The sequence below is a fragment of the Escherichia sp. WS1118 genome, from assembly GCF_046487695.1.
Taxonomy (GTDB): Bacteria; Pseudomonadota; Gammaproteobacteria; order Enterobacterales; family Enterobacteriaceae; genus Escherichia; species Escherichia coli.
On sequence record NZ_JBJQIZ010000004.1, the window covers coordinates 201,227 to 215,639 of the forward strand.

Below are 14,413 nucleotides of genomic sequence, written 5' to 3' on the forward strand. Positions count from 1 at the left end.
ACGAGATGACCCGTCCGATACAGGCCAGCCTCGATCTGCAGGCATTAAAACAGAATCTGTCCATTGTCCGCCAGGCCGCGCCGCGCGCGCGCGTCTGGTCGGTGGTAAAAGCGAACGCTTACGGGCACGGTATTGAGCGTATCTGGAGCGCGATCGGGGCTACCGATGGCTTTGCATTGCTTAACCTGGAAGAGGCAATAACGTTACGTGAGCGCGGCTGGAAAGGACCGATCCTGATGCTGGAAGGATTTTTCCATGCTCAGGATCTGGAGATTTATGACCAGCACCGCCTGACCACCTGCGTACACAGCAACTGGCAGCTCAAAGCACTGCAAAATGCGCGGCTAAAAGCACCGTTGGATATTTATCTTAAAGTGAACAGTGGAATGAATCGGTTGGGCTTCCAGCCCGATCGCGTGCTTACCGTCTGGCAGCAGTTGCGGGCGATGGCGAATGTTGGCGAAATGACCCTGATGTCACATTTTGCCGAAGCGGAACATCCTGATGGAATTTCCGGCGCGATGGCGCGTATTGAGCAGGCGGCGGAAGGGCTGGAGTGTCGGCGTTCGTTGTCCAATTCGGCGGCGACTCTGTGGCACCCGGAAGCGCATTTTGACTGGGTTCGGCCTGGCATTATTTTGTATGGCGCTTCGCCGTCCGGTCAGTGGCGTGATATCGCCAATACCGGATTACGTCCGGTGATGACGCTAAGCAGTGAGATTATTGGTGTCCAGACGCTAAAAGCGGGCGAGCGTGTGGGCTACGGCGGTCGCTATACTGCGCGCGATGAACAGCGAATCGGCATTGTCGCCGCAGGATACGCCGACGGTTATCCGCGCCACGCGCCTACCGGTACCCCTGTTTTAGTGGACGGCGTTCGCACCATGACGGTGGGGACAGTCTCGATGGATATGCTGGCGGTCGATTTAACGCCTTGCCCGCAAGCGGGTATTGGTACGCCAGTTGAGCTGTGGGGCAAGGAGATCAAAATTGATGATGTCGCCGCCGCTGCCGGAACGGTAGGCTATGAGTTGATGTGCGCGCTGGCGTTACGCGTCCCGGTTGTGACGGTGTAACTTGTTATCGCTGGATGCGACCAGCGTCGTATCCAGCGTTACAAAACACATTAAACTTAAGATTCGGCTTCTTCCTCCGCTACCCGAACACCAATCTTCAACACTTCATTATCTTCTTTCTCGGCCACCGTCCAGATCATCCCGGCAAACTCTACCTGGTCACCGACAACCGGTGCTGCGCCTAACAACTGCTGGACGATTTCACCCAGCGTTTGCTGCTTATCGCGATATTCTCGCCCGTCTTCCAGGCCATATATCAGCGCCACATCAGCATATTTGGCGCTGGCTTCGAGAATGAAGTCACCAAAGAAGCGTTGATCCAGCGCGACCGGCGGCGACTGGCTGAACAGTTTACCGAGCGCCGGGAGATCGCGTTCCCGACCAATTACACACAACACATCGCCTTCGCGCAGTCGGGTGCTGCCGGTGGGATGAAGCAACTGGTTATCACGAAACAGTGCCGCAATACGCGTCTCTTTTGGCATATGCAAATCACGCAGTGCCGCGCCCACGCACCATTTATCGGCACTCAATTGATAAACAAACTGCTCCCACGGATTTTCCGGATGAATATCCAGGCCAACGCGTGACACCGGACGTCCCACTGGCGGAACGACCACTTTGGCTTTTTTCGCCGCCCACGAGAGTGATGTTCCCTGCAATAGCAGTGAAACCAGGACCACAAAGAAGGCGACATTAAAGAACAGTCGCGCATTCTCCAGCCCCGCCATCATCGGGAACACAGCCAGAATAATCGGCACCGCGCCGCGTAATCCTACCCAGCTGATAAACACGCGCTCACGCAGATTGAAGCCACGGAACGGTAGCAATCCGGCAAATACCGAAAGAGGACGGGCGAAGAAAATCATCCATGCGGACAAAATGAGCGCCGGAATGGCAATAGGCAGCAGATCGCTTGGGTTAACCAATAGCCCCAGCACCAGGAACATGGCGATTTGCGCCAGCCAGGCGAGGCCGTCGAAATTTTGCAGGATGCCGTAGCGGTTGCGAATCGGCCGATTACCCAGCAGAAAACCGCACAGATAAACAGCCAGAATACCGCTGCCTTCCAGCGCCGTGGTTAAAGCAAAAATTAAAATACCGCCGCTTAATGCCAGCAATGGATATAATCCGGTGGGCAGGGCGATGCGATTAATCATTTGCAGCAGTAAATAACCACCGCCAAGCCCGATGACAATCCCGAGGCCAAATTGCTGCAGAATATCGACCACGAACATCCAACTGACACTGCTTTCATGTTGCTGGATCATCGCAATCAGGGTAATCGTCAGAAAGACCGCCATTGGATCATTACTGCCGGATTCAATTTCCAGCGTCGAGCCAACACGTTCGTTAAGCCCCTTACCACCCAGCAGAGAAAAGACCGCTGCAGCATCGGTGGAGCCGACGATAGCGCCGATTAATAATCCTTCAATCAAATCAAGATTAAACAGCCACGCCGCCATCATGCCGGTTAAACCAGAGGTGATAAGCACGCCCAGCGTCGCCAGCGACAGTGCCGGTCCTAACGCCACACGAAAGGAACTGGCCTGAGTACGCATCCCGCCGTCGAGCAAAATAATCGCCAGCGCCAGGTTACTTACCATGTAGGCGAAGGGGTAATTATCAAACGGGATACCGCCGACGCCATCAACCCCCGCCAGCATGCCGATCGCCAGAAAAATAACCAGAATGGGAATACCAAGACGGGAAGAAAATGAACTAAGTAATATACTGCTGGTGACAAGGATGGATCCTAAGATGAAAAGGCTAATTATTGTTGTGGCATCCAACGGTCGGTTACTCCTGATTACGCTGTCTCTTATATAAACCCTACCATATTAGCGGCAGAGACAGCGTTTTACTTAGCCCTGAAGCGTGATTTTTTTACATTTTAAGAACAGGATGACCGCTAATCGTCAACTGGGTGCCTTCCTGGGTGTTATTAAGAATGGCATGTGCGCCCAACGGCAGTGTAACCGTGCGTTGTTCATGACCAAAATCGAGGCCGGTAATGAGTGGAATCGACAGGCGGGAACGCAAAAACGCGTACACTGACTCCAGGTTGTAACCTGCGTCATAATCATTAGGCGTGCTGCCGCTAAAGCTACCGAGAATAATCGCCTTCTGACGTGGCAAAATTCCAGCATGATAGAGCTGCAACAGCATACGTTCGACGCGGAAAGGGTGCTCGTTAATATCTTCCAGCACCAGAATACCGTTCTCAATTTTTGGCATCCACGGTGTACCAATCAGTGAAATCAGCATCGCAAGATTGCCTCCCCACAGCGTGCCTTCGGTCTGACATGTCGGGCCTTCCCCTTGCCATTCAATGGTGAACGTTTTATTGCGTAACGCCAGCCAGAAGTGGTGCTCGGTAAAGGCATTTAGTTCATCCGCGCCAAAGTTTGCTACCAGCATGGGGCCGCTAAAGGTGATGACATTGCCTTGCGCCAGAAGACCGCACTGAATGGCGGTAAAATCGCTATGTCCGCAAATGAGTAACGGGTCATGTTGTTGGCGAGCCACCAGTGCCTGCCAGTCAATATCTGCCAGTAAACGACTGGCACCGTAACCGCCGCGTACAGACAGCACGATGGTGTTGGGGGTAGTCAGTCTGGCAAGAGAATTGAGATCTTCCAGACGCTCCGTTTCCGTACCCGCAAAACGCTCACAACGACGGGCAATAACCTCGACGTTATTGACCTGATGCCCCGCGTCGGTAAGGCGCTGGATACCACGCAGCGCGGCGTGCTGTTTAATGCAGTAACCCGATGGGGCAATTAAGTGAAACAGAGACATGGCAATTCCTTGCTGACAACAGAAACGAAATGTATATCATGCCGCTTAGGTGTGCCGTTGTCACCTCAACGGCGATTCCAGGCTATAAGGACAGAAGAAGTGAAATTGAGATGGTTTGCCTTTTTGATTGTGTTATTAGCGGGTTGTTCATCAAAGCATGACTATACGAACCCGCCGTGGAACGCGAAAGTTCCGGTGCAACGTGCGATGCAGTGGATGCCAATAAGCCAGAAAGCCGGTGCAGCCTGGGGCGTCGATCCACAATTGATCACGGCGATTATCGCTATCGAATCGGGTGGTAATCCGAACGCGGTGAGTAAATCGAATGCCATTGGTTTGATGCAGATAAAAGCTTCAACCTCCGGACGTGATGTATATCGTCGTATGGGCTGGAGCGGTGAGCCGACGACCAGCGAGCTGAAAAATCCGGAGCGTAATATTTCAATGGGGGCGGCTTACCTGAATATTCTGGAAACCGGCCCGCTGGCAGGCATTGAAGATCCGAAGGTACTGCAATATGCGCTGGTGGTGTCATACGCTAACGGGGCAGGTGCGCTGCTACGGACTTTCTCGTCAGATCGGAAAAAGGCGATCAGCAAAATCAACGATCTGGATGCTGATGAGTTCCTCGATCACGTAGCGCGAAATCATCCTGCGCCGCAGGCTCCGCGCTATATCTACAAACTTGAGCAGGCACTGGACGCGATGTAAATCAGTCGCGCACATTGTCCGCTTTTTTCCGGGCTTCTCGCTCGAGAGAGAAAATAATCCGCTGTAATTGCCGCTCCACCGTCGGGCTGACGTTAAGAAAACGGAAGCTCAGACGGGGAGTGGTGATGGTTTCATTTTTGCCATCAATCACTTTGCGCTCGCTGATGGAGATTAACTGGGCGTCAAAGTGAAAAACACCCCATTGCCCCATGTTGACTTCAATCTGAGCGAAGCGCATGCCTTCGTGTAATTCGGCAGGCTTTGCTGTTTCCAGTAATGCGCCCATGCCGCCTAACGACAAATCATACAGGCGGAAACGTAACGTACTGTTATCCGCCAGTTTGGTCTGGCAAAAATAAGGCGGATGGAGTGGGGCGGTGATGCGGAAATATCGGCGTCGTTGTACAAACCATAAGGTGGGAGGCGGTACGGTAATAAATGCCGGAAGCTGCAAGTATTCACTCTGCTGTAGTTGTTCAACAGTAAACTCGACTTTCGCACCCTGAGTTTCGGCGGTAATGGTAATGTGCTGCGCCTTTAGCACGGCGATGTTGTCTTCGGCCTGGCTGCCGAAATCCAGCACCAGTTTATCCGGAGTTATTGCCAGTATTTTGCTGATCAGCTGCCCGCCATTCCAGCTGATACGCAAAGGAATTGCGGCTTTGTGCAAATCGCGTAACACGCCCAGGACGGCTAACGGATTTTGTTTCAGGAACTGCTCATGGTAATGACTCACGCGGAAAAACTCCTGACTGACAAACTGTCTTTGGTTTATCGGTCGCAGTTAACAAAACTTAATACAAATGCGCGAATATTTTTTACATGTTGTTCTTAAATCAGCCGACATACGCCCAGCATCGATCCCGCCCTTGCCTATACTTAGAGCGTTGACGTAAGCATTTCTTGCGTCCGATTCATCGAAACGAGGGCCTGAACATGGGAATTATTGCCTGGATTATTTTTGGCCTGATAGCCGGTATTATCGCCAAGCTAATCATGCCGGGGCGTGATGGTGGTGGATTTTTCCTGACCTGTATTCTTGGGATAGTCGGTGCGGTGGTCGGCGGCTGGCTGGCGACCATGTTTGGCATTGGCGGCTCCATCAGCGGTTTTAATTTGCACAGCTTCCTGGTGGCGGTGGTGGGCGCTATCCTGGTGCTGGGCGTATTCCGCCTCCTGCGAAGAGAATAAGATTTTCATAAGGCGGATAGCGATACAGATGCCGCTATCCGCTTTCACATCAGAACGTATACTCGATACCAGCCCAGAAATTGCGACCTTCTTCAATAAACCCTTCACTGTAGGCATATTTGGTATCAAACAGGTTATTGACCGACGCATTAACGCTGAAGCCATGACCTAAGGTGTAATCGGCTCGAATGTGGGTCACCGCAAAACCGGCGGCTTTTTGTGAACCGTCACTGTTGCTGTAGCTGGAGGAACGCGCCTCTTCCGACAGCGTTACGCTTAACGGCTCCCACGGTTTGAGAGTCATCCATGCGGTCATTGTCTGCGTTGGCAGATCGGTTATCTTGCCGATGTCTTTACGTTTGGCATCAGCGTGGATCAGGGCGTAGCTCAATCCTACATCCAGTATATTGCTGATTTTCCCCTTAATACCGGCATCCAGACCGCTGTAATCCACCGTGCCGCTGTTCTGATTTTGAATGGTATCGGCATCGATATTGTGCGAGAGGATGGCATCACTCACCCGGTTATAGTAAACGCTGACCTCAAATCCCCAGTCGTGCGTGAAGGCACCATTCCAGGTTAAATCCACCCCGCGCGCGCGTTCCGGCTTGAGCTGCGGGTTAACAATCGCTATCTGGTTATACGCAGGTTTGGACGTGGTATAGCGTTCTTTCAGCGTCGGAAAGCGTGTGCGGTCATAGTACGAAAGCGCCAGCGTGTCTTCATTGGCAAAGTGGTATTTCCCCATCACCTGCCAGTTAAAAGCTGACTGATTGTTGTCGTCATAATGGGTGATACTGCCATCTTTCTCATGTTTTTTCGCTTCTACGCTATCGCGCCAGTCATAGCTGATTCCAGCCACGACATCGACATTATCGGCAGCAGCCCATTGATATTCACTGGCGAGCGACCAGGTACGATCTTCATAGCGATCGTAAGCGGCGTGCGGCGCACCTTTTTCCCGGTGTACGTCATCTTTCCAGTTAACGGCAAACGACAGCAGATCGTTTTCACGCACATCGGCTGCCAGTTGTAACCCGGCACCGTCGCTGTAATCGGAATAATGGCTGTAGCTGCCTTTTTTATTTTTCAAATCAGCCAGCGAGTTGTACATCATTAGCGTATTTTCAAAGGTGTCGCGATACAGCCGACTTTTCAGGGTAAAACGATCGTTTAGTTGGGTCGTTCCCTGATAATAAAAACTTTCTTTGTCATACTCTGGCCACTGCCAGTAGCGTGATTTCTGACCACTATTTCCACTGTATGGCGGGTTATCTTTTTCACCATCCTGCTTAATGTAAGTCAATGTGTATTCATCGTTTTCGCGTGGTGTAAAACCGAGCTTCACAATGCCGCGTTTATCATCAGCCGATGAATTAATCATCTTGCCGTGTTTGCCTGCAATATCATTATTTACACCATGCGGCAGGCCGAGAAAATCCTGCTTTAGCTGGCTACCGCTGACTTGCAAATACCCCAGATCGCTGCTGGCGGCAAATGAAGCATGCATATCGTAGGCATTGTCATGGCTACGGCTCCATCCCTGGCGATATCCCAGATTTGCTTCCAGAGGTTTTGTTGGCTTCTGGGTGGTGATATTAATGGCTCCGCCCATCTGATTAGGCCCCTGAAGCAGCGACGAATACCCTTTGGAAACTTCAACTGCCCCCAAATTGTTGGTCAGAATCCGCGCCAGATCGAGGTTGCCGTCATAGGGAACATAAATGGGCACACCGTCGAAATAGACCGGCACCTGACGACTATCAAAGCCACGAACTTTGACCTGTTCTTCGTTGCGGCTACCTGACTTTTGCAGCACCACGCCGGGGACGACACTTAATGCCTGAGCGACATTCTGTTTATCCAGGGCCTTCATGGTGGGTTGATCGAGAACGGTGGTCGTCGTTGATGATACCGGACTGGACCATACGGTCAGCGTGTCGCTCTCCTGAGCCGCTACGGCCTGCTGGGTAAAGGCAAGTGATAATACTGTGCAGAGATAACGTTTTTTGAGTCTCATAGAATAAATTCCGTTTAACAAAGAATTAAATAGAGGCTGCGGGTTGCAGACTGACTTTAATGTCAGCAGGTGCCGCGTAATAAGGCGCGGAGGTAATAAAAAGGCGAATGCCGCAGTCGAGGTAATTTTTGAGTGTTGTCAGATTAATTCCGCCGGTCAGAGCCAGCGTGCAGTGGGGAGCCAGCGACGGTGCTATTTGCGCAATTTCAGTTGCCTGTTGCGGACTAAATTTGTCGAGCTGAAGTACGTCTGGTTGCGCGCGTAACGCGGCGATTGCCTCTTTCGGCGTGTCGGCTTCAACAACTATTTTCTTCTCGGGTGCGTGGCGACGTAACTGATTGATTGCGCCTGACCAGTCCTGATTGTCATGAAGAAAATGGCGGTGGTTGGCAAACAATAATATGGTTTCCGCACATCCGGCACGATGAATCAGTCCTCCGGCAGCCAGAATTGCCTGCGAGGCCAGTAAGCGGGTGCCCGGAATTGCTTTTCGGGTGCAGGCGATATTGCCATCAGGGTAACGTTCACGAAGTAACGCCAGCATTTGAGCGAGATAATCAGAAACACCGCAACTCCACTCCAGCACATTCTGGACTGCCTTCCATCCCTGATGAAGTGCTGCGGCATTACCTTGCGCACTGATTAGCCGCTGACCCGCGTTCGCTTGTGAACCGTCGCTGACCGCGTCATCAATAGTTAATCCCAGCGTAGTTAACATCTTACACGCGACAGAAATTCCGCTGACGCAGCCGCCCTGACGGAGAAAAAACTCTATATAGCCATGCTGGTGTCCAATATTTAATGCTCGCGTGGTCAGGTCACCGCCCTGGATATCTTCCAGCAGTAACGCATCGATTTGTGCCTGAGAAAGGAAAATCATCGCAGTGTCTCCTGCGGTACGCTATCCCACCAGATGAGCGCCCAGTCGCGGCTGGCAGGGGCGAGGGCACGAGCATCTTGTTGTTGATACCAGCGATATAACCGCTCACGCTCATCGTCGTTAAGCGCGCCCAGACTCCAGCTGACGTTCTGCTCAAAACGTTCCCAGGTGCTGTTATCCTGTTGGCAATTTTGTCCACGGATAAAATCAACGTGAGCATAAATTCCCATCTGATACAGGACGTTGAGTGCAAAGATATAGTTGGGTAATTCGATCACTTCCCGACCAGCCGCCCGCTGAATGGCTGGAGAGACGAACGAGGTGCTGACCAGATGAGTCGTATAGACGCGAAGCCGTGCCTGATTATTCAGTTTGCTCATTGCCTGGCGCATATCAGCCACCAGAGTGGAGCGGGAAGCCACGGCAATATCGCAGCGTGGTAGGTCACTCCAGTCCTCTTCCCAGGCGCGCTGGATCCAGTGGACATTGTCTGCCTTTAGCGCGGCGGCGCGACGGGCGGCAACGTTCAGCATCCCCTGACTGTAATCAACGCCATAAATCGTCGTGAGTTTGTCCGCCAGCGCCAGCGATACGGTACCCGGTCCGCAGCCCATATCGAATAAGGTTTGCGCGCCTTGCAGGTCAATTTTTGAGGTCAGTTGTTGCAGGTAGCTGTCCGTAGGCGAGGCGCAATTTTCCGCCATTTTTTCCGCCCGTTGATCCCAGTGATCCGGCGTTTTTTCTGTGCGATGGGCCAGCCTGAGTTGCTGAAGGTAAAGGTCTGCAAAATCAATATCGTCAATGAGCATGATTTTTCCTTAGTGCTTAATTGCAGAGAGGTGATGGTGAATCTGGTCGGCAGAAACCCGGTACAGGGCAGCCAGTTTTTTCGTTGTTAACTGTTCGGTCGGTAAGCCTTGTGTTACTCGTCCATCTGGCTCTACCTGGATAATGCTGTCGGCAATGGCGTTGGCATGGAGCGGATGATGAGTCGACATTAACATTGTCATGCCGTTATTTTTGAGCTGCGCCAGCGTGTCCAGAAGTTGGATCTGATGACCGAAATCGAGGCTGGAGGCAGGCTCATCCAGTAATAACAAGCGCGGTTGCTGGACGAGTGCACGGGCGATTAAAGCCAGCTGACGTTCACCGCCGCTAAGCGTATTCCAGCGTCGTGCCGCCAGATGCAAAATGCCCAGCTTTTCCAGTTGCTCCGTTGCTTTCAGGCGTTCTTGCTTACCGGGAACGGAAAAAGCGCCTATGGTGGGGGCCAGGCCCATCAACACCATATCCAGCACACTAAAAGCAAAAATGCCGTCGTGCGCCTGCGGCACCCAGGCAATAGCCTGCGCGCGCTGGCGATGGCTGAGTGTCTGCACAGGGAGGCTATCCAGTAAGATCTCGCCTTTTAATAACGGTATAACGCCAAGAATGGAGCGCATGAGTGTGGTTTTGCCGCAACCATTGGCTCCTAACAGACAACAAATTGTTCCTTGCGACAGGGTGAAGGACACGTCGCGTAGCACCGGATGGCGGGAGTAACCCAGAGACGCATGACGGACGGCAAGCAAAGTCACTGGCGACCTCCGCGTAACAACAAAAACAGGAAAAACGGTGCACCAACAAAAGCGGTCAGAATGCCAAGTGGGATTTCTGTTGTTCCAATGCTGCGTGCCAGCGTATCGGTAAGCAGGAGCAGAATCGCGCCAGTACACATTGCCATGGGCAACAGCTGCTGATGGTTATGACCGGTCAACAAGCGGGCAATGTGCGGAACGACCAGGCCGACCCAACCAATTATGCCCGCTATTGCTACCGTGCTGGCGGTGATGAGTGTGGCGCAGAAAATTAATCCAAAGCGCAGACGTGTCACGTTCAGTCCCAGCGAACGGGCTTCGTCGTCGGAAAGCGTGAGTAAATTCATGCGCCAGCGGAGAAAAAACAGGGGCAAGGAGCCTATGAGAATGATCGGTGCAGCATAGCAGAGATCGCGTAAGGTCACGGTGGACAGCCCCCCCAGCAACCAGAAGGTAATTGACGGTAACTGGGTGTAAGGATCGGCCAGCGTTTTTATTAGCGATATCCCCGCTCCGCACAACGTTCCTAACGCAATGCCTACCAGCACCAGGGTTAAGATCGGATCGTGGCGGGTCACCCGACGCGTAATCAACCAGACGCCCGCGACCACCATCAGCCCGCCGCAAAATGCGTACAGCTGGATGTAAACAATGGATAATCCCCACAGGATTGCCGCGCAGGCACCAAGTCCGGCACCGGCGGAGACGCCTAAAATATCCGGTGACACTAAGGGATTACGGAACATTCCCTGATAGGTGGTTCCGGCCCCTGCCAGCGCCGCGCCCAGAAACAGCGCAGCAAGAATACGCGGCACGCGGATTTGCCAGAAGACAATTTGTTCTTGCACAGGAACATTTTCTTGACGAAGAATGAGCGCCAGCAGTTGCTGCATATCGAGATGATAAGCCCCACTTACGGCGGCAAAAGTGATACTGATAGCTGCCAGCAGCAAAATACATCCGTTTACGGTTCTCATTAGCTCGCCACCAATTTTTGATAGTCGGCGTCACTGAGTGAACAATGCCAGAACAGTTGGGCATAATGCTGCATGTCACTTTTAAACTGGCGATTGATGGCGGGATCCAGCCAGGCGTGAAGTCTGCGTAATCCCAGAAGACGGTTGATTCCCGGCGGGGCATCCAGCCAGCCAAAGGGCAGGCCACTTAAAAATAAGATGCGTTGTTCCGCAACCGCTTTCACGCCCTGCCAGAGAGGATCACGACGAATAAAATCTGCAGTAACGGCCTCCTGAACCAGAATAATATCCGGCTGCCAGCGCAGGAGATTTTCCATGGAAACCTGTGTCAGACCGTGGCGATCGGCTATTTGCGCGACGTTATGCAAACCTAATAATTCCGCCGCCTCGGTATGCAACGAACCCTGTAAGCCCGTTTCCAGCCCTCGAGGACCGCGCGCAGCATAAAAGCTGAGGTTAGCGGCGGGTGAGGTGGCGAATGCCTGAGCTTCACCAACGAAGCGGCTGGCGAGATTGGCTTGTTCTGCGGCGCGGTGCTCTTCGCCTAACGTTTTGCCAAGCGTTGTTAACTGTTCTGCTGATTGTTCCAGTTTCCCGTTAAGCAATAACCAGGGTATTTGTGTCTGTTCGCTAACCTGCCGTGCCTGGGAGATCCAGGTTTCATCCGTATTGCCGCAATCAACGACCAAATCGGGATGTAACGCCATAAGCCCTTCCAGCGAGAGTGTGCTGGCGCGCCCGGCGAGTCGTCCCAGCCTGGGGAACTGGCGAATGTGCTCTGGCAATGGAATTAATGCCTGACGGGCAAAATCAAAAGAGGAAAAACCGACCATTTTTTCTGGCGCGACAGCCAGCAATAGTAAATCGGCGGGCGCGCCTGCGCTGACGATGCGTGTAATGTTTTGGGCTTCGGGAAGCGTCAGTGAGGCCCAGAATTTGACTGATTGTGCAAAGGACGGCAGATGATGCAGGAACAATGTCGACGCAAGAATCTGTGTAAACCTCCGTCTGGTTAGTGACATAAGTAATATCCTGATAATTAAAACCGCTATATACTTACACATATAGCGAAAAAGATCATGTTTGATGTCAAAATTTGTCTAAAGAGACAGAATGATTTGCTTGTTTCTTAAATAACACTTTGTTCCACAAGAAAATTGTCAGGGAGAATGGGGAGTGGGGGAAAATATAAATAGAGGTGTAATGATTAACAAGTTGATAAAATAAAATTAAAATCTTCTCTAATAAAAGAAAATAAAGGCATAGACCGTAGAAAGAGTGGTATTTGGTATTTCGTGATGAAGAAAGAGCAATGCCAATTTTATGCACGTAATGGCATTGCTCGATATACAGTAAAGTTAAGGCGTAGGTTCCGCCTCTTTTTGTTTTAGCGGCTGTGTTGTTGATTCACTGAGTGGACGCGTCGCCGGAACATTGTCACACGGTTGCTCTTTCGGGCAGATCAAATCCAGCATTTTCAGCGTCACGCCATTGGTCCAGCCAAAGCCATCCTGTAATGGATATTCGCCACCGCCGCCCCCTGTTCCGGTGGTGCTGACATCATATTTTTCCACCAGCTTTTTCTCCCGGTCATAGGTGTGCTGAACATTGGTCAGGAAGTGCCAGCTAATGTCCATCGCTACCTCTTTTTGCCCGTAGTTTTGTAATCCTTCTGTCGCGACCCACTGCAACGGTGCCCAGCCGTTTGGCGCATCCCATTGTTGCCCACTTTTCACCGACGTGGTGTTCAGGCCGCCGGGTTGCAGCAGATGTGTTTTCGTCGCCGTCGCCATTTTGCTGGCGCGATCTTTCGCTGCCGCATTGACGTACAGCGGGAACAGGGCGGCCGCGGTTAACTGATTGCGCACTTTATGACTTTTCAGGTCGTAATCGGCATACCAGCCTTGTTGATCGTTCCACAGGTATTTTTCGATCCCTTTTTGACGGGCATTTGCCAGCGTTTCGTACTGGTTTGCCATCGCGTTATCTCCGGCAGCTTTGCTGGCGCGGGCGAGGATTTTTTCCATTTTGAACATCAAGCTGTTCAGATCGACCGGTACGATGCTGGTGGTGCGTAAGGTGTTTAACTGCTGCGGATTGTCCATCCAGCGCGAGCTGAAATCCCAGCCAGACGCAGCGGCAGAGCGCAGGTCGCGGTAAATTTCAGTGGCAGGTCGATTCGGATTGCTTTTGGCAGTGGCAATATCTTCCACCCATGACTCTGGTCGTGGCGTATCGCGATCGTCCCAGTAGCGGTTGAGAAGGGTACCATCCTGAAGTTTTACAACGCGTTTTTCCTGTTGTCCGGCTTGCAGGTTTTCAACACCGTCCATCCAGTAAGCATATTCTTTTTGCATTTGCGGCAGGTATTGTTTCAACGCGGCGTCGCCTTCATGCTGCGCCAGTAACTCTACCATCAGGGCAAAGAAGGGCGGCTGCGAGCGGCTTAAATAGTAACTGCGGTTGCCGTTGGGAATATGACCGTAAGTGTCTATTTCATGAGCAAAATTGGCCACCATATCCGCGACTTTATCCCAGTGACCGCTTTCGGCAAGTCCTAACATGGTGAAGTAACTGTCCCAGTAATATACCTCGCGAAAACGTCCGCCTGGCACGACATAAGGTTTTGGCAGCGGTAATAGAGAATCCCATTTTTCGGTGTTTTCGGTAGAACGCGTTAATACCGGCCAAAGTCCGTCAATATGTTCGCGCAGTGATTGCCCCTCTGGCGGAACATATTTCTCGCCCTCTTTCGGCAGGGTGAAATTGACGTTAACGAAATGGCGTAGATCAAATCCGCTCTGGTTTTGCTGCATCCGATAATCAGCAAGGATCATCAGCGGATCGCTGTTCGGCACGGCATCGGCAAAGGTTTTTTGGTCCGGAAAAAGTTTGGCGTTTTGCACATCATTAAACAGCGGCCCTAATAAAATATCAGGCGGTTGTGGTGTTACCGATGTTTCTTCTGCCTGCACCGATAGCGCAGCGAAACACAAAAAGATGCAGGCTGGAATTAACGCCATTTTTTGCGGGCGAGAAGGTGCGGGGGATTTCATCAATCATTCTCCTTTGGCGAAACCTAATAAAACGGTATTCAAGTATCAGAAAACCTTAGTTCAGGATCGCACTAGCTGCATGATCGAAATCACATTCTGCGAACTGACAGACATTTTAGAAAA

13 protein-coding genes are annotated in these 14,413 nt (G+C 51.8%); 3 read left to right on the forward strand and 10 right to left on the reverse strand.

The genetic code is table 11. The features are described from left to right. Positions 1 to 5 precede the first annotated feature (5 nt). Positions 6 to 1,076 (forward strand): catabolic alanine racemase DadX, encoded by a 1,071-nt coding sequence (dadX, locus tag ACJHYO_RS09305; RefSeq protein ID WP_000197868.1) that lies wholly within the window; start codon positions 6 to 8, stop codon positions 1,074 to 1,076. A gap of 56 nt (positions 1,077 to 1,132) precedes the next feature. On the opposite strand, the gene ACJHYO_RS09310 is transcribed toward dadX, so the two are convergent. Next, positions 1,133 to 2,869, reverse strand: coding sequence for a potassium/proton antiporter (locus ACJHYO_RS09310; RefSeq protein WP_000340216.1), 1,737 nt, complete (start codon positions 2,867 to 2,869; stop codon positions 1,133 to 1,135). A gap of 94 nt (positions 2,870 to 2,963) precedes the next feature. After that, complete coding sequence (gene ldcA, locus ACJHYO_RS09315; RefSeq protein ID WP_000051575.1) at positions 2,964 to 3,878, reverse strand: muramoyltetrapeptide carboxypeptidase; 915 nt, start codon at positions 3,876 to 3,878, stop codon at positions 2,964 to 2,966. A 99-nt stretch (positions 3,879 to 3,977) separates the two neighbouring features. Here ldcA and emtA point away from each other — a divergent pair, with 99 nt between their 5' ends. Next, the gene (gene emtA, locus ACJHYO_RS09320) at positions 3,978 to 4,589 is read left to right on the forward strand and encodes a membrane-bound lytic murein transglycosylase EmtA (RefSeq protein WP_001295994.1); all 612 of its coding nucleotides are present in this window, start codon (positions 3,978 to 3,980) and stop codon (positions 4,587 to 4,589) included. A 1-nt stretch (position 4,590) separates the two neighbouring features. On the opposite strand, the gene ACJHYO_RS09325 is transcribed toward emtA, so the two are convergent. After that, positions 4,591 to 5,325 (reverse strand): flagellar brake protein, encoded by a 735-nt coding sequence (locus ACJHYO_RS09325; RefSeq protein ID WP_000020131.1) that lies wholly within the window; start codon positions 5,323 to 5,325, stop codon positions 4,591 to 4,593. A gap of 200 nt (positions 5,326 to 5,525) precedes the next feature. Between ACJHYO_RS09325 and ACJHYO_RS09330 the strand changes: the two genes are divergently transcribed. Continuing rightward, the gene (locus ACJHYO_RS09330) at positions 5,526 to 5,780 is read left to right on the forward strand and encodes a GlsB/YeaQ/YmgE family stress response membrane protein (protein ID WP_000511315.1); all 255 of its coding nucleotides are present in this window, start codon (positions 5,526 to 5,528) and stop codon (positions 5,778 to 5,780) included. A gap of 49 nt (positions 5,781 to 5,829) precedes the next feature. Here the strand turns inward: ACJHYO_RS09330 and ACJHYO_RS09335 are convergent, their stop codons facing one another. The 7 genes from ACJHYO_RS09335 to treA all read right to left on the reverse strand — a co-directional run bounded on the left by ACJHYO_RS09335 (position 5,830) and on the right by treA (position 14,290). Continuing rightward, the gene (locus ACJHYO_RS09335; protein WP_001337959.1) at positions 5,830 to 7,800 is read right to left on the reverse strand and encodes a TonB-dependent receptor plug domain-containing protein; all 1,971 of its coding nucleotides are present in this window, start codon (positions 7,798 to 7,800) and stop codon (positions 5,830 to 5,832) included. Between the two features lie 25 nt (positions 7,801 to 7,825). Then, positions 7,826 to 8,680, reverse strand: coding sequence for a ModD protein (modD, locus tag ACJHYO_RS09340; RefSeq protein ID WP_000576832.1), 855 nt, complete (start codon positions 8,678 to 8,680; stop codon positions 7,826 to 7,828). Beyond that, positions 8,677 to 9,489: a class I SAM-dependent methyltransferase gene (locus ACJHYO_RS09345; protein WP_000904011.1), complete on the reverse strand. Its 813-nt coding sequence runs from the start codon at positions 9,487 to 9,489 to the stop codon at positions 8,677 to 8,679. The genes modD and ACJHYO_RS09345 overlap by 4 nt, the downstream gene beginning before the upstream one ends. A 9-nt stretch (positions 9,490 to 9,498) precedes the next feature. Further along, a complete protein-coding gene (locus ACJHYO_RS09350; RefSeq protein WP_000173308.1) occupies positions 9,499 to 10,257 on the reverse strand; it encodes an ABC transporter ATP-binding protein in 759 nt (252 codons plus the stop codon). Beyond that, a complete protein-coding gene (locus tag ACJHYO_RS09355; RefSeq protein WP_001261262.1) occupies positions 10,254 to 11,234 on the reverse strand; it encodes a FecCD family ABC transporter permease in 981 nt (326 codons plus the stop codon). The genes ACJHYO_RS09350 and ACJHYO_RS09355 overlap by 4 nt, the downstream gene beginning before the upstream one ends. Next, the gene (locus ACJHYO_RS09360; RefSeq protein WP_000060136.1) at positions 11,234 to 12,256 is read right to left on the reverse strand and encodes an iron ABC transporter substrate-binding protein; all 1,023 of its coding nucleotides are present in this window, start codon (positions 12,254 to 12,256) and stop codon (positions 11,234 to 11,236) included. Before ACJHYO_RS09360 ends, ACJHYO_RS09355 begins: the two co-directional genes overlap by 1 nt. Positions 12,257 to 12,592: 336 nt before the next feature. Further along, positions 12,593 to 14,290, reverse strand: a complete 1,698-nt coding sequence (treA, locus tag ACJHYO_RS09365; protein WP_000841743.1) for an alpha,alpha-trehalase — start codon at positions 14,288 to 14,290, stop codon at positions 12,593 to 12,595. Between the last annotated feature and the right edge of the window lie 123 nt (positions 14,291 to 14,413).

Excerpts from the sequence above, each read along its gene's own strand:
- dadX (WP_000197868.1), top strand. The coding sequence starts at position 6 with ATGACCCGTCCGATACAGGCCAGCCTCGATCTGCAGGCATTAAAACAG.
- ldcA (WP_000051575.1), bottom strand. The coding sequence starts at position 3,878 with ATGTCTCTGTTTCACTTAATTGCCCCATCGGGTTACTGCATTAAACAG.
- ACJHYO_RS09330 (WP_000511315.1), top strand. The coding sequence starts at position 5,526 with ATGGGAATTATTGCCTGGATTATTTTTGGCCTGATAGCCGGTATTATC.
- ACJHYO_RS09335 (WP_001337959.1), bottom strand. The coding sequence starts at position 7,800 with ATGAGACTCAAAAAACGTTATCTCTGCACAGTATTATCACTTGCCTTT.
- modD (WP_000576832.1), bottom strand. The coding sequence starts at position 8,680 with ATGATTTTCCTTTCTCAGGCACAAATCGATGCGTTACTGCTGGAAGAT.
- ACJHYO_RS09345 (WP_000904011.1), bottom strand. The coding sequence starts at position 9,489 with ATGCTCATTGACGATATTGATTTTGCAGACCTTTACCTTCAGCAACTC.
- ACJHYO_RS09355 (WP_001261262.1), bottom strand. The coding sequence starts at position 11,234 with ATGAGAACCGTAAACGGATGTATTTTGCTGCTGGCAGCTATCAGTATC.
- ACJHYO_RS09360 (WP_000060136.1), bottom strand. The coding sequence starts at position 12,256 with ATGTCACTAACCAGACGGAGGTTTACACAGATTCTTGCGTCGACATTG.
- treA (WP_000841743.1), bottom strand. The coding sequence starts at position 14,290 with ATGAAATCCCCCGCACCTTCTCGCCCGCAAAAAATGGCGTTAATTCCA.